This is a genomic window from Actinomycetospora sp. TBRC 11914 (assembly GCF_012933465.1).
In the GTDB taxonomy this organism is placed as follows: Bacteria; Actinomycetota; Actinomycetes; order Mycobacteriales; family Pseudonocardiaceae; genus Actinomycetospora.
In genome coordinates, this window is record NZ_JABBND010000008.1 from 182,620 (window position 1) to 200,383 (window position 17,764).

At 75.9% G+C, this 17,764-nt stretch carries 17 protein-coding genes; 7 read left to right on the top strand and 10 right to left on the bottom strand.

From position 1 onward, the window contains the following. Positions 1–7: 7 nt before the first annotated feature. Positions 8–1,369 (bottom strand): wax ester/triacylglycerol synthase domain-containing protein, encoded by a 1,362-nt coding sequence (locus HH311_RS15000; RefSeq protein WP_169184461.1) that lies wholly within the window; start codon positions 1,367–1,369, stop codon positions 8–10. Positions 1,370–1,454: 85 nt separating this feature from the next. Here HH311_RS15000 and HH311_RS15005 point away from each other — a divergent pair, with 85 nt between their 5' ends. Next, positions 1,455–2,258, top strand: a complete 804-nt coding sequence (locus tag HH311_RS15005; protein WP_169184462.1) for a helical backbone metal receptor — start codon at positions 1,455–1,457, stop codon at positions 2,256–2,258. A 41-nt stretch (positions 2,259–2,299) separates the two neighbouring features. Here the strand turns inward: HH311_RS15005 and HH311_RS15010 are convergent, their stop codons facing one another. Both HH311_RS15010 and glsA read right to left on the bottom strand, forming a co-directional pair. Continuing rightward, the gene (locus tag HH311_RS15010) at positions 2,300–3,061 is read right to left on the bottom strand and encodes an SDR family oxidoreductase (RefSeq protein ID WP_169184463.1); all 762 of its coding nucleotides are present in this window, start codon (positions 3,059–3,061) and stop codon (positions 2,300–2,302) included. A gap of 52 nt (positions 3,062–3,113) precedes the next feature. After that, positions 3,114–4,238 carry a glutaminase A gene (glsA, locus tag HH311_RS15015; protein ID WP_312030165.1) on the bottom strand — a complete coding sequence of 375 codons (1,125 nt, stop codon included), beginning with the start codon at positions 4,236–4,238 and terminating at the stop codon, positions 3,114–3,116. A 77-nt stretch (positions 4,239–4,315) separates the two neighbouring features. Between glsA and HH311_RS15020 the strand changes: the two genes are divergently transcribed. Then, positions 4,316–5,158: an LLM class F420-dependent oxidoreductase gene (locus HH311_RS15020; protein WP_169184465.1), complete on the top strand. Its 843-nt coding sequence runs from the start codon at positions 4,316–4,318 to the stop codon at positions 5,156–5,158. 3 nt (positions 5,159–5,161) lie between these two features. Then, positions 5,162–5,581: a TIGR03668 family PPOX class F420-dependent oxidoreductase gene (locus tag HH311_RS15025; RefSeq protein WP_169184466.1), complete on the top strand. Its 420-nt coding sequence runs from the start codon at positions 5,162–5,164 to the stop codon at positions 5,579–5,581. A 141-nt stretch (positions 5,582–5,722) separates the two neighbouring features. On the opposite strand, the gene HH311_RS15030 is transcribed toward HH311_RS15025, so the two are convergent. Further along, on the bottom strand, positions 5,723–6,931 hold the full coding sequence (locus tag HH311_RS15030; RefSeq protein ID WP_169184522.1) for an MFS transporter: 1,209 nt from the start codon (positions 6,929–6,931) through the stop codon (positions 5,723–5,725). A 141-nt stretch (positions 6,932–7,072) separates the two neighbouring features. On the opposite strand from HH311_RS15030, the gene HH311_RS15035 reads away from it, so the two are divergent. Continuing rightward, positions 7,073–7,978, top strand: coding sequence for a LysR family transcriptional regulator (locus HH311_RS15035; protein ID WP_169184467.1), 906 nt, complete (start codon positions 7,073–7,075; stop codon positions 7,976–7,978). Here HH311_RS15035 and HH311_RS15040 read toward each other — a convergent pair. Beyond that, positions 7,944–8,762, bottom strand: coding sequence for a glutamine amidotransferase (locus tag HH311_RS15040; protein ID WP_169184523.1), 819 nt, complete (start codon positions 8,760–8,762; stop codon positions 7,944–7,946). The two genes, HH311_RS15035 and HH311_RS15040, sit on opposite strands and share 35 nt — an antisense overlap. 38 nt (positions 8,763–8,800) lie before the next feature. Then, positions 8,801–10,078 (bottom strand): MurT ligase domain-containing protein, encoded by a 1,278-nt coding sequence (locus HH311_RS15045; protein WP_312030168.1) that lies wholly within the window; start codon positions 10,076–10,078, stop codon positions 8,801–8,803. A gap of 68 nt (positions 10,079–10,146) precedes the next feature. Between HH311_RS15045 and HH311_RS15050 the strand changes: the two genes are divergently transcribed. Genes HH311_RS15050 through HH311_RS15060 form a run of 3 tightly spaced genes read left to right on the top strand, consistent with a single transcriptional unit; the run spans position 10,147 to position 12,999 of the window. Continuing rightward, on the top strand, positions 10,147–10,833 hold the full coding sequence (locus HH311_RS15050) for a response regulator transcription factor (RefSeq protein WP_169184468.1): 687 nt from the start codon (positions 10,147–10,149) through the stop codon (positions 10,831–10,833). 1 nt (position 10,834) lies between these two features. Continuing rightward, positions 10,835–12,181: a HAMP domain-containing sensor histidine kinase gene (locus HH311_RS15055; protein ID WP_169184469.1), complete on the top strand. Its 1,347-nt coding sequence runs from the start codon at positions 10,835–10,837 to the stop codon at positions 12,179–12,181. Positions 12,182–12,210: 29 nt separating this feature from the next. Continuing rightward, positions 12,211–12,999, top strand: coding sequence for an SDR family NAD(P)-dependent oxidoreductase (locus HH311_RS15060; protein WP_169184470.1), 789 nt, complete (start codon positions 12,211–12,213; stop codon positions 12,997–12,999). Positions 13,000–13,395: 396 nt separating this feature from the next. Here the strand turns inward: HH311_RS15060 and HH311_RS15065 are convergent, their stop codons facing one another. The 4 genes from HH311_RS15065 to HH311_RS15080 all read right to left on the bottom strand — a co-directional run bounded on the left by HH311_RS15065 (position 13,396) and on the right by HH311_RS15080 (position 17,725). After that, positions 13,396–13,662, bottom strand: a complete 267-nt coding sequence (locus tag HH311_RS15065; protein WP_169184471.1) for a hypothetical protein — start codon at positions 13,660–13,662, stop codon at positions 13,396–13,398. After that, entirely contained in the window at positions 13,638–14,351 is a 714-nt protein-coding gene (locus HH311_RS15070; RefSeq protein ID WP_169184472.1) for an MBL fold metallo-hydrolase, read from the bottom strand. The genes HH311_RS15065 and HH311_RS15070 overlap by 25 nt, the downstream gene beginning before the upstream one ends. A gap of 12 nt (positions 14,352–14,363) precedes the next feature. Further along, positions 14,364–15,515 carry an alpha/beta hydrolase gene (locus HH311_RS15075; protein ID WP_169184473.1) on the bottom strand — a complete coding sequence of 384 codons (1,152 nt, stop codon included), beginning with the start codon at positions 15,513–15,515 and terminating at the stop codon, positions 14,364–14,366. A 221-nt stretch (positions 15,516–15,736) separates the two neighbouring features. Next, a complete protein-coding gene (locus tag HH311_RS15080) occupies positions 15,737–17,725 on the bottom strand; it encodes a glycosyltransferase family 39 protein (protein ID WP_169184474.1) in 1,989 nt (662 codons plus the stop codon). Between the last annotated feature and the right edge of the window lie 39 nt (positions 17,726–17,764).

Below are 17,764 nucleotides of genomic sequence, written 5' to 3' on the forward strand. Positions count from 1 at the left end.
GGTGGGCTCAGGTCCGGGCGAGTGCGGCCAGCTCCCGGTCGAGCGCTCCGGTGAAGCGGTCGACGCCGTCCTCGCCGCCGAGCAGCCCGAGGTCGGCATCGACGCCGAGCCGCACCCGGCCGGCGTAGGAGAGCACCGAGACCCCGAGCCCGAGGTTCCCCGAGCACGGCACCCAGAACATCAGGTCGCGCACGCGCACGTCACCGATCGTCAGCTCCTCGAGCGGGCCCGGGACGTTGGAGATGATCAGCGACGCGGCGCGGGCGTACCGGCCCACGAGGTTCTGGGTGTGCGCCGGCGTCCCGAGGCCCGCCGCGGCGATCCCGGAGAAGCTGGCCAGCGCCTGGTTGGTCCGCTTGATCGTCGCCATCGCGTGGTGCATCCGCTCGACCCGGCGGGCCGGGTCGGCCTCGTCGGTGGGCAGCGGGGGCAGGACGAGCCCGAACTCGTTGCCGAGCTCCGCGGAGATCGGCTGGTCGAGCGGGCGCAGGTTGGTCGGCATCACCGCGCGCAGCCGGGGCACGTCACCGTCGCCGAGGAAGGTCCGCAGCGCCCCGGCGATCGCGGCGCAGACCACGTCGTTGACGCTGGCGCCCGCGGTCTTCGCCGCCGCCTTCACCGCGTCCAGGGGCACGTCGGAGGTCCAGCGGGCCGCCTTCGCCACGCCGGGCCGGCCCTGCAGCGGCGACGGCTTCTCCCGCGGCGGCCGGGCCAGGAGCATGGCCGAGGACTTCACCGCCCGGCCGGTCGCGACGAGCTCCGAGGCGCCTTCGGGGGTGCCCGACCGCTTGAGGGTCCGCCACAGCGACGAGGCCCGGTCGCGGACCTCCCGGCGCATCAGCCGCAGGTCGTGCACCGGCCGGGGCTCACGGGGCGCCCGGCCGTAGGCGGCGGGCGTCCGGGGGTCGGCGACGGGGTCGGCGAGGGCGTGGAAGAGGTGGCTGAGCGCGACGCCGTCGGCGAGCCCGTGGTGGATGGCGACGTGGACGGCCGTCCCGCCCGCGTACCCCGTCACCAGCTCGATCCGCCACCACGGCCGGTCGGTGGGCAGGGGCTGCGACATCAGCTCGCCGAGCCGGCGGGCGAGGGCGGCGTCGTCGCCGGGCGCGGGGAGCGCCATCGTCGTGACGTGCGCCGTCAGGTCCGGGGGTGCGTCCACCCAGCGGGCGAGCCCGACGGGCCCGGTCGGCCACGTGGGACGCTGGCGGAACCCGGGGTAGACCTCGACCCACCGCTCCTGCACCCGGGCGCGCAACGCGTCCAGGTTCACCGGGCCCTCACAGAACAGCACCCCGTGGACCACCATCCGGTTGGTCTCCTGCTCGAGCTGCAGCCACGCCGTGTCGATCCCGGACGCCCAGCGGTCCATCGCGTACCCCTCCCGCAATCTATCCGGGACCAACGGTACCGGGTGATGCCGCGCATCCGTCGCCCGCCCTGGCAGGATCGGGGACATGGCCGACCGAGCGACCGAGGAGACCCGCGACGTCGTCCGCGACGACCTGGGGACCACCGTGCCGGTGCCGGACCGCGTCCGGCGCGTGGTGAGCCTGGTCCCGTCGCTGACCGAGGCGATCGGCGTGACCGAGCCCGGTCTGCTCGTGGGGGTCACCGACTGGTGCACCCACCCGCTCGACCTCGACACCGCCGGGGCGTCCGCGCCCGCCCGGATCCGCGGCACCAAGAACCCCGACGTCGACGCGATCGTCGCCCTCGCGCCGGACCTCGTCGTCGCCAACGACGAGGAGAACCGCCCGGCCGACCTGCAGGCCCTCCGCGACGCCGGGCTCGCCGTCTACGTCACCGACGTGCGCACCGTCGACGGGGCCTTCGCGAGCCTCGACGGGATGCTCGCCGCGTGCGGGCTCGAGCGCCCGGCGTGGCTCGAGGGCGCGGAGAAGGCGTGGGCCGACCTGCCGCGGGTCGCCGACGCCGACCGGCGCACCGCGATCGTCCCGATCTGGCGCAAGCCGTGGATGGTCGTCGGCCGCGACACGTTCACCGGGGCGGTCCTCGACCGGCTCGGGATCGACAACGCGTTCGCCGACGGCGGGCCGGGCGCGGAGCGCTACCCGCGCGTCGACGTCGCCGACCTCCCGCCGCACGACCTCGTCGTCCTGCCCGACGAGCCCTACCGCTTCACCGCCGACGACGGTCCCGAGGCGTTCGAGGCCCCGTCCGCGCTGATCAGCGGCCGGCTGCTGACCTGGTACGGACCGAGCCTGCTCGAGGCGGCGACGGCGCTGCGCGCCATGTGAACGGATGTGGTCGTCCTGGCGACCGGATCCGTTCACCTGCGTCAGCTGGTGAGGAGCCCACCCTCCACCGGCAGCGTCACCCCGGTGACGTAGGACCCGGCGTCGGAGGCGAGGAAGACCAGCGCGGCCGCGAGCTCGTCGGGGTCGCCGATCCGGCCGGCGAGTACCCGCGGGAGCTGCGACTCGAGGTAGCCCTCCTGGTAGCTGTCGGTCATCTCCGAGGTGAAGAACCCGGGCGCGAGCGCGTTGACGCGGATGCCCTTGCGCGGCGTCCACTGCTGGGCGAGGTCGCGGGTCAGCCCGATCAGCCCCGCCTTGGACGCCGAGTAGGCGGCCTGGGGCAGGCCGGCGGTGGTGAGGCCGAGGACCGAGGCGATGTTGACGATCGAGCTCCCCGGCGCCATCGCCTTCGCGGCGGCCTGCGCCATCCAGTAGGCCCCGTTGAGGTTGATGTCGATGACCTGGCGGAACTGCTCGGGGGTCTCCCTCGTGGCCGGCACCGCGGTGCCGACCCCGGCGTTGTTGACCAGCACGTCGACGTGGTCGAACTCGGTCATCGCCGCGTCGATGAGCGTCTGGCAGTCCTCGGGCTCGGCGACGTCGGTGCGCACCGCGACCGCACGCCGGCCGAGCTTCTCCACCTCGGCCCGGGTCTCGTCGAGGCGGTCGATGCGCCGCGCGCCGAGCACGACGTCGGCCCCGGCCTCGGCCAGCGTGCGCGCGAAGACGGCACCCAGCCCGGAGGAGGCGCCGGTGACGACCGCCACGCGGTCGTCGAGACGGAAGCGATCGAGGATGCCCACGGCCGCACCGTAACGGGGATGCCCCGCAACCGGGGCGCTGGTCCGACCGCCGTCAGCTCTGCGACTCGACCACCGGACGCGCGCCGTGCTCGGGCCCGACGGCTTGGTCGACGACGTCGGGCACCTCGTCCCGGGGCTCCGGATCCAGCGCGCCGGGCTCCGGCTCGGGCTCCGGCTCGGGCCAGACGCGGGCGCCGAGGCGGCCGAGCTGGGTCTCGCTCGGGTCGGCGAAGATGTGCAGGCCGAAGCGGTCGGAGAGCTCGCGGCACACGTTGACCCCGCGGACCGAGTTCCCGTGCATGTCGAGGCCCGGGGAGAACACCCCGAGCCCGACCTGGTTGGGGATGGCCGCGAGGATGCCGCCCGAGACGCCGCTCTTGGCCGGGATGCCGACGTCGTTGGCCCATTGGCCGGCCGCGTCGTACATGCCGCAGGTGAACATCACCCCGATGACGTCGCGGACGTAGGTCCGGGCCATCGCGGGCTCGCCGGTGCGCGGGTTGATCCCGCCGTGGGCCAGCGTGGCCCCCGCGACCGAGAGCTCCGCCGTCGTCACCATCACCGAGCAGACCGACAGGTACACGGTCAGGATGTCGATCACCTCGCCGACCAGCATCCCCAGCGAGCGCATGTAGTAGCTGATGCCGAGGTTGCGGTCGGCGTCGGCGAGCTGGGCGTCGAGCAGCTCCTGGTCGACCTCGAGATCCGGGTTCCCGGTGAAGATCCGGAGGCGTTCCAGCAGCCGGCCCACCTTCTCCTCCACGTCCGCGCCGCCGACGATGTCCGCGGCGACCAGGGCGCCCGCGTTCACCATCGGGTTGTGCGGGCGGCGGTGGATCTCGTCGAAGGCCAGCGAGTTGAACGGGTCGCCGGAGGGCTCGACGCCGACCCGCGTCAGCGTCGCCTCCCGCCCGTTGTCCTCGAGCGCCAGCGCGTAGGTGAACACCTTGGAGATCGACTGGAGCGGGAAGCGGTGGTCGCAGTCGCCCACGGTCCACTGGGTGCCGTCGACGTGCGTCCCGGCCAGCGCGAACAGGTCGCGCTGGGCGATCGCCTCCGGCGGGTGGTAGGTGACGACGTCGGCCGTCCCCATCCGCGCCTGCCGTTCCAGCAGCTGCTCGAGCTGCTCGCGGGCGCGCCGCTTCTCCTGCTCGGTGAGGGTCTCGTCCCAGGCCACGCGCGCATGATGGACCACCGACCCGTCGTCGCGCGCGGGCCGTGTGGCGGTGCCTGCGCCGGGGGACCCTGCCCGACGTGGATCACGGCATCATGATGTTCCCGACCGACTACGCGATCGACCCGGCGAGCCTCGCGAAAGAGGTGGAGGACCGCGGTTTCGACTCGCTCTGGTTCCCCGAGCACTCCCACATCCCGGTGTCGCGGACGTCGCCGTACCCGGGCGGGGGCGACCTCCCCCGGATGTACGTGCACACCTACGACCCCTTCGTCGGCCTCATGGCCGCGGCGGCCGCGACGACGACGCTGAAGGTCGGCACCGGGATCGCGCTGGTCATCCAGCGCGACACCATCCACACCGCCAAGGAGGTCGCGTCGCTGGACCGGCTCTCCGGCGGCCGGTTCCTGTTCGGCGTCGGCGCCGGGTGGAACCGCGAGGAGATGGCCCACCACGGCACCAACCCGAAGACGCGGATGCGGCTGCTGGCCGAGCAGGTCAAGGCGATGAAGGCGCTGTGGACGCAGGAGGAGGCGGAGTTCCACGGCGAGTTCGTGGACTTCGAGCGCTCCTGGGCCTGGCCGAAGCCGCTGCAGGACCCGCACCCGCCGGTCCTGGTCGGCGGCATGGGGCCCGGCGTCGAGGACCGCATCCTCGACTTCGGCGACGAGTGGATGCCCCAGCGGGTCGGGCCCGACAACCTCGACGAGTTCGCCGAGCGGGCGGGGAAGCTCCAGCAGCGCGCCGCCGACGCCGGCCGGGGTCGGATCCCGATGTCGCTCTTCGGCGGCGAGACGTCGCCCGAGGCGATCGAGGGCTACCACCGGGTCGGGATGGACCGCGTCATCTACGGCGTCAGCTCGTCCGACCGCGACACCGTGCTGAAGGAGCTCGACGAGCTCGCACCGCTGGTGGGGAGCTGAGCGGTGCCGACGCTCGAGCCGGACGACGCGCGGGAGCGGTTCGCCGCCGCGCGCGTCGCCCGGCTCGCGACGGTGTCGGGCGAGGGGGTGCCGCACCTGGTGCCCGTGGTGTTCGCGGTCGTCGACGACCGCGTGCTCGTCGCGATCGACGGCAAGCCCAAGCGGACCCGGTCGCTGCGGCGGCTGGCGAACATCACCGAGAACCCGGCGGTCTGCCTGCTCGCCGACGAGTACGCCGAGGACTGGTCGGGCCTGTGGTGGGTCCGCGTCGACGGCCGCGCGGCGGTGCGCGACGACGACGCGGCGCTGGCCGAGGCCCGGGCGGCGCTCGGGGCCCGGTACCCGCAGCACGTCGCCGACCCGCCCGAGGGCCCGGTCATCGAGGTGACGGTGACGCGGTGGTCGGGCTGGTCGGCGTCGTGACGAGGCCTCTCCCGCGCGAGGGGACCCTTCGGCCGACTAGAGCGACCCGATCCTCCCCTCGCGAACCCGACCCCCGGGCGCGAGGGGACGATTCGGCCGCTCTAGTCGACCGAGGGGTCCCCTCGCGCCGGAAGGGGCGGGTCAGGCCGGGACCGGCACCACCCCGTCCGCCACGGCCTCCTGCTCACGGGCCAGGCGCCGCGCGTGCACCTGCAGCCCGCCGCTGACCATGAGCACCGCGAGCCCGGCGAGGGCGAGGACCGCGCCGACCAGCGCGGGCGCCAGCAGCCCGAACCCGGCCGCGATGACCAGGCCGCCGAGCCAGGCGCCGAGGGAGTTGGCCACGTTCGACGCCGACTGGATCGCCGCGGAGGCCATCGTCGGGGCCTCCCCCACGATGTCCATGATCCGCGTCTGGATGGCCGGGCCGAGCGCCAGCGAGAACATCCCCGCACCGAAGAGCGAGGCCACGGCGAGCAGCGGGGTCCCGACGGTCAGCGGGAACGTCGCCAGCACCACCGCGAGCGCCACGAGGCAGCCGCAGAGGGTCTTCAGCGGCGCCCGGTCGGCGAAGCGCCCGCCGAGCACCGAGCCCGCCGTCATGCCGAGCCCGACCACCGCCAGCAGCAGCGTCACCACCGACGGGGAGAAGCCGCCGACCTGGGTGAGCATCGGCGTCACGTAGGAGTAGCAGGCGAACATGGCGCCGAAGCCGAAGACGACGGCGCCGAGGGAGAGCAGCACCTGGGGGTGGCGCAGCGCGCCGACCTCGTGGCGCAGGGCGGAGCGGCCGCCCTCGGCGGGCGCGGCGTCGGGGACGAAGGCCCACACGGCGGCGACCGCGAGCAGCCCGACGACGCCGACGGACGCGAAGGTCGCGCGCCATCCGAGGGCCTGGCCGAGCAGCGTCCCGAGCGGGACGCCGGCCACGTTGGCGACGGTCAGCCCGAGGAAGACCTTCGAGACGGCCCGCGCCCGGTGGGCGTGGTCGACCATCGAGGCGCCGGCGACGGACGCGGCGCCGAAGAACGCCCCGTGCGGCAGCCCGGTGAGGAACCGGATCGCCATCAGGGCGTCCATCCCGGGCGCGAGCGCGGAGAGCAGGTTGCCGACGGCGAACGTGGCCATCAGGGCCATCAGCACGGTCCGGCGGCGCAGGGTCACCGAGAGGCCGGCGAGCAGCGGGGCGCCGACGACGACGCCGAGCGCGTAGGCCGAGATGAGGTGGCCCGCTTCGGGCTCGGTGACACCGAGACCGGCCGCGACCTGCGGGAGCAGACCCATGATCACGAACTCGGTGGTGCCGATGCCGAACGTGCCGACGGCGAGGGCGAACAGCGAGAGGCCCACGGGGAGGCGGCGGAGGGGGAGCACGGCATGTCCTTCGGGATCGATCCAGCAACAGCGCGGACCAGGCTTGTCCCCACCTCGCCATAAGTCGAAGAACCTCCGCTCTCGACCTCATAAGCACAGCTTGTGCATGCTGGTCACGTGCCGACGCTGCGCCAGTTCGAGGCCTACCTCACGGTCGTCGACGAGGGCTCGTTCACACGGGCCGCCCAGCGACTCGGGGTCTCCCAGCCCGGTCTGTCCCAGCAGGTGGCGGCCCTGGAGCGCGAGCTGGGCTCGTCGCTGTTCAGCCGCCTGCCCCGCTCGGTGACTCTGACGCCCACCGGGCGCGCGCTGCTCCCCCACGCCCGCGCCTGCGTGGACGCGGCGTCGCGCGCCACCACCGCGGCGCGCTCGGTGGCCGGGACCTCGGCCGGGGAGCTGCGGATCGCGGTCGTCTACTCGGTCGGGCTCGGCCTGCTCCCAGGCGTGCTCACCCGCTGGCGCGCCGACCATCCCGGCGTCGGCGTGCGCCTGCTCGAGCAGAACGGCGTGGACTCCCTGACCACGGTCATGCAGGACGGTCAGGCCGACGTCGGGATCGGCCCGACGCCGCACGGGTGGCGGGGTCGGGTCCGGGTGCTGGGCACCGAGGAGCTCGTCGTGCTCCTCCCACCGGACGGCCCGCCCGACGTCCGCGGCGGCGAGATCGCCCTCTCCCGGCTGGCCGACGTGGCCTGGGTGCAGTACGCGCCCAGCCACGGGCTCTCCGCCGACCTGGACGCCGCGGCCGGGGCGGCCGGCTTCCGCCCCCGGCTGGCGGTGCGCACCGAGCAGACCGCGATGGCCCCCCAGCTGGTCGCCGCCGGGATCGGGCCCGCCCTGGTGCCCGCGGGGATCGTGCCGTCGTCGTTCACGGGCCGCATCGCCCGGCCGGTCCCCCGCGTCGAGCGCGAGCTCGCCGCCACGACGGGGGCCGAGCCCGACGCCCTCACCTCACGCTTCGTGGCCCTGCTGGCGCGCCGCGCCGTCCTCATGCCCCCGCACGTCGCCGAGCGCCTGACCTGACGTCGCCGCAGACGCGGCGCCGGCCCCGCAACCGCTCGGCGGTCGCGGTCGGCAGCCCCTCGGGCAGCACCAGCGGCGGCAGCTCCCCCACCGCGCGGGTGAGCAGCAGGTCCGCGAGCACCGGGTTGCGGGCGAGCACCGGTCCGTGCAGGTAGGTCCCGACGACGTTGCCGTGCCCGCGGTCCGAGACCGCGCCCTCGAGCCCCCCGGGGCCGTTGCCGGCGCCCCCCTGGCGGGCGGGCTCACGCAGCCGGGCGAGCGGGGCGGCGTCGGGGCCGAGCTCGGTGAGGCCACCGTGGTTCTCGAAGCCCTCGAGCGGGCCGTCGAGCCCCTCGAGGAGCGGGTCCGCGACCACGTCGCCGATCCGGCGCGGCCCGCCGCCCGGGCGGGTCTCGAGGTCGAGCGCGCCGAGGCCCGCGACCCGCGTGCCGTCGGCGATGGTGAAGGAGGTGCCGAGCACCTGCAGGCCGGCACACACCGCGAGGGTGGGGGCGCCGCGGTCGAGGGCGCGGCGCAGCCCGATCGAGTCGCGGAGCCGGTCGCACGCCAGCACCTGGGCCGCGTCCTCGCCGCCGCCGAGGACGTAGAGGTCGCCGTCGGCGGGGACCGCGTCGGTCCAGCCCACGGTCAGCACGCGGGCCGGGATCCCGCGCCACCGCAGGCGCGTGGCGAGCACGGCCGCGTTGCCGGCGTCGCCGTAGGTGCCGAGCACCTCGGGCAGCAGCAGCACGACGGTCACCGGGTCGACTGCGTCCCCCGCGGGAGACGTCGGCACCGGGCTCATCGGGATCCCCTCCGGGAAGGTCGCGACACGGGCGTCGCTCACGTCAGCGCCCGGGTGGCGTCGTGGAAGGCGGTGTAGTTCCCGACCAGGTCCACGTCACCCACAGTGTCGCGCGTCGCGGCGACGGCGTCATCTGCCAACCGATGCCCGACCCCGGCGTAGGCCAGCCGCACCGACAGGTCGGCCGCCCGTTCGCCGGCCGCCACCAGCGGATGGCGGGCGAGCCGTTCGAACTCGACGTCCCACAGCCACGACACGTCGCGGCCGTCGGCCTCGCGGGAGTTGACGGCGACGACGACGGGCCGGGCCGGCCCCTCGTCGAGCAGGTCGAGCACCTGCGCCCACCCCGCCGGGTTCTTCGCGAGCAGCAGCCGTGTGGTCCCGCCGGGGCGGGTGACGGTGCGGTACCGGCCGCCGACCTGCGCGAGGTCCCGCAGCCGCCCGGCCGCGACGGCGGGCTCGACCCCGAGCTCCGCCCCCACGGCCAGCGCGAAGGTGGCGTTCAGCCGGTTCACGTGCCCGGGCAGCTGCAGGTCGAGCGTCGTCGCCGTCCCGTCGGGGCCGCGCACCGTGGCGGTGCCGCCCTCCTCGACGAGAGTCCAGTCGCCGTCCGGGCGGGCCAGCCCGCACGCCGAGCAGGCCCAGCGGACCCCGGCGTGCTCCACCGGGCCGTCGCAGCGGGGGCAGACCCCGGCGTCGCCGTTCCACCGGCTCGGCGAGGACACCCACAGCGGGGCCGCGGCGGAGAACCCGGCCCCGGCGCAGAGGACGTCGTCCGCGAAGGCGACCACCCGCGCCGTCGGGTGGGCGGCGACCGCGTCGCCCACGCGGCGGGCGACGGTGCGCACCTCGCCGACGCGGTCGAGCTGGTCGCGGCTGAAGTTCAGCAGCACGATCACCCGCGGGTCGGTCGCCGCGGCGACCTCGCCGAGGTAGGACTCGTCGACCTCCATCACCGCCACCGACCCGGAGCCGGCGGTCCCGGCGGAGGACGCCAGGGCGTCGAGCAGGGCGGTCGTGATGCCGTCGGGCATGTTGGCGCCGAGGTGGTTGGTCGCGACCTCGTGGCCCGCGCCGCCGAGGACGCGGGCGATCATCGAGGTGGTGGTGGTCTTGCCGTTGGTCCCGGTGACGAGCACGACGGTCCGTTCGGCGGCGAGCCGGGCGAGGACGCGGCGGTCGACCATCGTCGCCACGCGCCCACCGATGACCGAGCCGTGCCGGCCCGCGCGGCGGGCGGCCCCGCTCACGACGCGGGCCGCCACCACGGCGGCGCGGGCCCGGACGGGCAGCCGGGCCGGTCGACGGAGAGTCACGGTCACGACTCTGCGCCGGTCCGGGTTAACGGTCGGCAAGACGAACCACAACAATATGGTGGTCGGTTGTGGCGCAGCTCTGGGTCGTCGAGGACGACGAGACCATCCGGGGGGTGCTCGCCTCGCGCTTCGAGGCGGAGGGTCACCGGGTGCGGGCGTTCGCCGACGGCACCTCCTCGCTCGACCGGTCGCTGCCGGGCCCGGATCTCGTGCTGCTCGACCTCGGCCTCCCCGACCTCGAGGGCGCCGAGGTCTGCCGCCGGCTGCGCATCGGCCACCCGGACTCCGTCATCGTCGTGCTCACCGCCCGGGCCGACGAGATGGACGTGGTCGTGGCCCTCGAGGCGGGCGCCGACGACTACCTCGTCAAGCCGGTCCGCTACACCGAGCTCGCCGCGCGGGTGCGCGCCCACCTGCGCCGGGCGGGTGCCCCGCCGCCGGAGGGCGCGGGGCGGGGCGGGCGGCTCGCCGTCGGCGACCTCACCGTCGACCTCGCGGCCCGCACCGTCACCCGCGCCGGCGCCGAGGTCCCGCTGCGCGCCAAGGAGTTCGACCTGCTCGCCCGGCTCGCGTCGGAGGCGGGCGCCGTCGTCACCCGGGAGGCCCTGATGAGCGACGTGTGGGACGAGCACTGGTCGGGCTCGACGAAGACCCTCGACGTCCACATCGCCGCCCTGCGCCGCAAGCTCGGCGCGACGCCCGCCATCGCCACCGTCCGCGGGCACGGCTACCGCCTCGAGCGGCCGGGGAGCTGAGGTGCAGGCCCGGATCACCCGGTTCGCGGTGATCGTGTCGATGGTCGCGATCACCGTCTTCGGTCTGCCGCTGGCGGTCGGCGCGGCGCGCTACTACGTCGTCGACGAGCAGAGCGACCTCGAGGGCGACGCGCAGGTCGCGGCCGACGGCATCGCGCCGGTGCTCGCCGCGGGCCACGTCCCGGTCGACGTCTCCCCCGTCTCCGCCGAGAGTCCCGCCGCGGTCTACGGCCTCGACGGCCACAAGATCACCGGCGACGGGCCGCCGCGGCTGTCGCCGGCCCTCTCCGGGGCGCTGACCGGCCGCGTCGTCCGCTCCAGCGCCGAGGGCGACTACCTCGTGGCGGTGCCGGTGCTCGACGGCGACCGCCGCGTGGGCGCCCTGCGGGCCTCCCGCGCCCAGGCCGAGTCCTACGAGCGGACCGGGGTGACGTGGGCGGTGATGCTCGTCCTGGGCGTGGCGGCCGTGGCGGGCACCCGGCTGGTGGCGCGGCGGCTGGCGGTGCGGCTCTCCGCGCCGCTCGAGGTGCTGGCGGGCGACGCGGCCCGCCTCGGCGAGGGCGACTTCACCGTGTCCGAGCCCCCGCCGAGCGGGCGGCGGGACCCGGTGCCGGAGATCGCCGCGGTGCACCGCTCGCTCGCCGTCACCGCGTCCCGGCTCGACGAGCTCGTCACCCGGGAGCGGGCCTTCTCGGCCGAGGCCTCCCACCAGCTGCGCACCCCGCTGGCCGGGCTGCGGCTGCGGCTCGAGGAGGCCGCGAGCCTCCCGCCGGGCTCGCCGGGGGTCCGCGAGGCCGTCGACTCGGCCCTCGAGGCCGCGGACCGCCTCGACCGCACCGTCGAGGAGCTGCTGCGCCTCGCCCGGGAGCCGGCCGGGGCCCGCCGGGAGGAGCTCGCGGTGGACGACCTCGTGGGCCGGGTGGTCGCCGAGGTCCGGGCCGACGTCCCCGAGGGGCGGACCGTGTCGGTGCACTTCGAGGACGGCGACCTGCACGCCCACGGGTCGGCGGCCGCCGTCCGCCAGATCCTGACGGTGCTGGTGGAGAACGCGCTGGTCCACGGCACCGGCGCGGTGAGCGTCACCACCCGCAACGCCGGCCCCGCGGTGGCGGTGGACGTCGCCGACGAGGGCACGCTGACCGTCGACGAGGCGGCCCTGTTCGCCGGCCGCTCGGGCGACCGGGCCCCGGACGGCGGGGGTCGCGACGGGCACGGCATCGGGCTCGCGCTGGCGCGGCGGCTGGCCGAGGCGCAGGGGGGCCGGTTGCGGCTGCGCTCCCCCGCGCCGACCACGGTCACCCTGCTGCTGCCCGGCGTGGCGGACGACCCGGGCGCGGGCGGGGCGTGAACCGGGGCCGGGAGGGGAAGGACGGGCGCATGGATCTCGGACTGGACGGTGCCCGCGCGATCGTCACCGGCGCCTCACGGGGGATCGGGCTGGCCTGCGCGCAGGCGCTGGCGGGCGAGGGCGCCTCGGTCGCGCTCGTCGCCCGGTCCGCCGACGACCTGGAGCGCGCGGCCGCGACGGTGGAGGGCACCACCCTCGCCGTCGTCGCCGACACCACCGACGACGACGCCGTGCGCGCGATGGTGGCGCGGGTGGTGCGGGAGTGGGGCGGCGTCGACGTCCTCGTCAACGCCGCCGCCCGCCCGGCCGGCGGGGGCCCGATCCCGCCGCTGACCGAGCTGACCGACGACGCCGTCACCGGCGAGTTCGACACCAAGGTGATGGGCTACCTGCGCTGCGCCCGGGCGGTCGCGCCGTCGATGATCGCCCAGGGGGCCGGGCGGATCGTCAACATCAGCGGGTTGAACGCGCGCCGCACCGGCTCGATCGCGGGGACCATCCGCAACGTCGCGGTCGCCGCCCTCACCGCGAACCTCGCCGACGAGCTCGGCCCGCACGGCATCGGCGCGACGTGCGTGCACCCGGGGATGACCGAGACCGAGCGGATCCCGCAGCTGGTCGCCGACCAGGCGGCCGCGCGGGGTGTCCCCGACGCGGAGGTGCGCCGGGGCCTGGAGTCGTCCACCAGCCTGCGGCGGCTGATCACCGCGGCCGAGGTGGCCGACGTCGTGGTGTTCCTGTCCTCGCCCCGCTCGGTGGCGATCACCGGCGACTCGATCGGGGCCGGGGGCGGCCAGCCCGGCGTCGTGCACTACTAACGACCCCGGACATGCCGGGACGGCGCCTCCCCGCGTGGGGGTGACGCCGTCCCGGGCTCGGAGGAACGTTCGGATTCGGGACCCGCTCCGGGTGTCCCGGCGCACCGCTCGTGGGGTTGCGCTCTCGTGGGCGTGCCGTCGCCGTGCCTCGAGGAGCTACGGGCGGCCGTGATCCGACGAGCGGTGGGGGCCGGTCCAGTGCGGGATCATCCCTGCGATCAATGGATCACCTGCCTCCTCGTCGGGGGTGGGGCACGCCGTGCGGTTCGATCCACGGGCTCTCGGATGGGATCAAACCGTGTGATCGGGACCACATCGACAGGTTCGACCGTACTCGGCAGCAGGGAGCAGTCAAGGGTTACCGGACGGTGAACGTGGCTCCTCGGCGCGTCGCGGTCACAGCGTGTCGGCGACCCACGAGGCGTAGCTCCGGGCCGGGTGACCGGTGCGCTCGGCGACCTCGCCCGTGACCGGCGCCGGACCGTCGATGGTCTGCTCCCAGTAGCGGAACAACGACTCCACCACCCCCTCGGGCACACGTGCGGCCATTCGCTCCCGGGCGGTCGCCGGATCCACCGCGCGGACCTCGATCGGGTGGCCCAGGTGCTCGGCGACGATCCCGATCTGGGCGGCGAACGTCAGCGACTCCGGCCCCGTGCCCACCGCACGGCCGGGCCGTGGCCGGGGAAGAGCCGGTCCGCGTCCAGGCCGCGCAGTGCCGCGAGCGAGGCCTCGGCGGCCGCCGGATCGTGGTGGAACATCCGGTCGAGCAGCTGCGGGCCGGTCCGCGCGCTGGTGGGGTGGGCGGTGACGAGCGCGTCGCCGGAGGCGACCACGCCGTCGTCGGGGAAGTGCCACGCGACGTGGCCGCTGGTGTGGCCCGGCGTCGGGACCGCGACCGGGCGGCCCGGCAGGTCGAGCCGCTCGCCGGTGTCGACGTCGACGCCGACGGCGCGCGTGTCCCGCACCGGGCGCAGGCCGCCGGCGCCGAGCACGCCCACCGCCCAGCGGGCCACCCGCGGGCGCCACGCCCGGGCGGCGATCGCGGCCGGCGAGACCTGCTCGAGGAACTCCCGGCGCAGGTGCGCCGCCTCGCCCTGCGAGGCCAGGACGGGCACGTGCGCCGGGAGCGCGGCGAGGCCGCCGACGTGGTCGACGTGGGCGTGGGTGACGAGCACCGCCACCACGTCGTCGAGCGTCCGACCGGCCGCCGTCACGGAGGCGACGAGAGCCTCGGCGTCGTCCGGGAAGCCGGCGTCGACCAGCAGCACGTCGGTGCCCTCGACGACGACGGTCCAGGCCGCATAGCCGGTCCCCCGACGCGATCCGTGGTGGCGCAGCACGGTGGTCATCCTCGCAGCACCTCACGGGTGGGGCGTGGTGGTCCACGCCCGCTCGCGGACGAAGGCCAGCACGGCCGGTCGGGCGATCTGTCCGCCCGGGGAACCGTAGGGACGGTCGAAGACGTGGTCGGCGAAGGGCACCTGCAGCAGCCGGCCGGGGACGCCGGCCGCGCGCAGGGCCGCGTCGTGGGCGCGGACGAGGTCGGCGCGGATGAAGTTGTCCGCGGCCCCCACGACGAGCATCGTCGGCGGCAGCGTGGCGGCGACCAGGTCGGTCGGCGACGCGGCCCGCGCGAGCGCCGGCACCGTCCGCGCGGGGGCGCCGAACACCGCGTCCTGCAGGCCGGGCGCGACGAGGCGGAGGTCGACGACGGGGTAGAACGCGACGGTCGCGGCCGGGGGCGGCGTCGGCGTGCCGCCCGCCAGGGTCGCCCCGGGGACGCCGGCGAGGGCCGCCGCGGTGGTGAGTGCGAGTGTGGCGCCGGCCGACTGGCCGGCCAGCGTCACCGCGGCGGCGTCGAGGCCGTGGTCCGGCCCGGCACCGCGCACCCAGGCCAGCGCCGTGGCCACGTCGTCGCGCTGGGCCTCGCCGAGCGTCGCGCCGGGCAGCGGAGCGTCACCGGGCAGGCGGTACTGCACCGAGACGACCGCGAGCCCGTGCTCGGCGAACCACCGGTTGCTGCGGGCCCGGTCGGTGCGCGCGCCCCGCACCCAGCTGCCGCCGTGCACCCAGACCATCACCGGGTGCGGGCCCGGGCCCGGCGGGAGCCAGAGGTCGAGGTCGAGGCCCGGGCGGTAGCGCACGGTGGCATCCGGTGGGGCGCCGGACTGGTCGAGGGCGGTGAGGGCGAGCCGGCCGTCCAGGCGGACGCCCTCGGCGCGGGCGGTCCGGCTCAGGGCGGCGAGCACGACGCAGCCGCCGAGGAACGCGACCCCGCCGACGGCCGCCACCACCGCCCCGAACCCCGGTGCACCGAGCGCCGCGAGCCCGAGCCCGGCGCCGACCTCCAGGAGGGACGCCGGGAGGACGTGCACCGGGTACTGGCCGGAGAGGAACGACCCGAGGAACCCGACCACCGGGACGCGGGGCAGGAAGGTCCCCACGACGACGACCAGCAGCGCCACCGCCCCGGCGACCCCCACCGTGCCGAGCACGATCACGGCGAGCAGCACGACCCGATCATGCCGTGGTCGGGTGCGCCGCGCGCCGTGAGCACCCGCGCCGAGTGGACGCTCATGGTCGTCCCGGAAGCCGCCGAGGCCCACTCGGTGGGCACCGCGGCCGACCACCCGCGCCGAGTGGACGCCCACGGTTGTCCCGGCGACCACCGAGGCCCACTCGGTGGGCAGCTCGGCCCACCACCCGCGCCGAGCGCTCCCGTGGCCACCTCGTCCTAGTGAGCCGCGGCCGCCAGGTCGTAGACGGTGTCCGCGCCCACCTGCCGGCCGGTGTAGTGGGCCTGCACCCACGACTGGATCGGCGCGAGCGCGGCCCCGCGTCCCCCGAACCCACCGAACCCGCGGCCGCCGGCGCCCGTCGCCGTCGGCGTCACGTAGTAGCGGACGAGGTGGGAGGAGACGTCGCCCTGGAACTGGGCCAGGGTGGGCGTCGGGTCGGAGCCGGAGAACCCGCCGAGGCCCATCACCGAGGTGTCGCTGGCGAGCTCGAGGCCGGCTGCGGCCATCGTCGTCGGGGTCGCGGCCGCCCACTGCGTCCCCGCCCCACGCAGCAGCGCCACCACCTGCGGGTCCGCCGCGCCACGACCGCCGAAGCCCCCGAACCCACCCGGGAAGCCCCCGGCGGCCGGACCGCCGCGCCCGGCCTGCCCGGGCCGCGTCGTACGCATCGCGGCCGCGAACCGCGACCCGCGCTGGTCCCGCACGGCCGGGCCCGCGCTCGCCTCCGTCCCGCCGTGTGGGGTGACGACGGTGTCGACGGCGTAGGCGCTCGCCCCGCCGAGGGTCGCGACGAGCCCGAGGACCAGCGCCGCGACGAGCCCGGCGCGGCGGGCGAGCACCGTCGGGACGACCACGAGCAGGGCGGCCAGCACCCCGGCGACGAGGACCGTGCCGGGCAGCCACGGGAGGAACGTCGGGCTCCGCCAGAGCAGCACGGCCGACCACGCCGCGGTGCCGAGGACACCGACGGCGAGCAGCACCCGAGTTGTCGCGTCCCCGCGGCGCACCCACGCCTCGCGGGCGCCGATCGCGACCAGCGCGGCGATCGGCGGCGCCATGACGATCGTGTAGTAGGAGTGGACGATCCCCTCCATGAAGGAGAAGACCGCGCCGCTGACGACGAGCCAGCCGCCCCAGAGCAGGGCCGCGGCACGGAGCCGGTCGGTCGCGGGAGCCCGCCGGGAGGCCCAGAGGAGCGCCACGAGGACCAGCAGCGCCGCGGGGAGAAGCCAGGCGATCTGACCGCCGAACTCCGCGGAGAACATCCGTCCGAGCCCGGCCTGCCCGCCGAACCCGCCGAAGCCGCCGGGGGGACCACCGCGACCCGGTCCCCCGCCGGGGCCACCCCCGGACCGCCCGACGATGCGCGACAGGCCGTTGTAGCCGACGGCGAGCTGGAGCAGCGAGTTGTCGGTCGAGCCCCCGATCCAGGGCCGCGACGACGCCGGCCACAGGTCGACGAGCGCGAGGAACCACCCCGCGCCCACCACGATCCCGACGAGGCCGCCGACGAGCTGCCCGATCCGGCGGCGCCAGGCCACGTCGGCGGCGACGAGGTGCACGAGGGCGAACGCGGGCACGACGAGCATCGCGACGCCCATCTTCGCCAGGAAGCCGAGCCCGATGAGCAGCCCGCACGCCACGAGCCACCCGGTGCCGGCCCGCCGTGCCGCGGCGTCGACCGCGCGCACCAGCGCGTAGGCGGCCGCGACCAGCAGGAACGTCAGCATGGGGTCGGGGTCGTCGAACCGGAACATGATCACCGCGACCGGGGTGAGCGCGAGGACGACACCCGCCACGAGCGCCGCCCCGGGCCCGGACCAGCGCCGCACAGTCAGCACCAGCAGCGCCACCGTGGCGATCCCGAGCACCGCCTGCGGCACCAGCATCGACCACGGCGAGAACCCGACGAGGTTCGCCCAGAGCCCCATCCACCAGTTGTCGGCCGGCGGCTTGTCGACCGTGATGAAGCCGGGGGCGTCGACGGCGGCGAAGAGCCACGCGACCGGGTTGCGGGTCGAGGCCTGCACCGCGGCGGCGTAGAAGGCGTTCGCGTCGCCGTTCGCCCCCACGTCCCACAGGTCGACGAGCGCGGCGAGCACCAGCACGCCGGCGAAGCCGGGCCGGAACCAGCGGGCGGCGGTGCGCGGTGCCGGTCCGGACTCCGGGTCGGCGGGCGGAGCCGTGATGACGGGGGTGGTCACGGCGCCCGACGATCAGCCGGGTTCCTCGCCGCGGGCTGG

What these genes read in the sequence shown, in the direction of transcription:
- HH311_RS15060 (WP_169184470.1), top strand. Translation starts at nt 12,211, where the DNA reads ATGGATCTCGGACTGGACGGTGCCCGCGCGATCGTCACCGGCGCCTCA.
- HH311_RS15070 (WP_169184472.1), bottom strand. Translation starts at nt 14,351, where the DNA reads ATGACCACCGTGCTGCGCCACCACGGATCGCGTCGGGGGACCGGCTAT.
- HH311_RS15040 (WP_169184523.1), bottom strand. Translation starts at nt 8,762, where the DNA reads ATGAGCCCGGTGCCGACGTCTCCCGCGGGGGACGCAGTCGACCCGGTG.
- HH311_RS15000 (WP_169184461.1), bottom strand. Translation starts at nt 1,369, where the DNA reads ATGGACCGCTGGGCGTCCGGGATCGACACGGCGTGGCTGCAGCTCGAG.
- HH311_RS15005 (WP_169184462.1), top strand. Translation starts at nt 1,455, where the DNA reads ATGGCCGACCGAGCGACCGAGGAGACCCGCGACGTCGTCCGCGACGAC.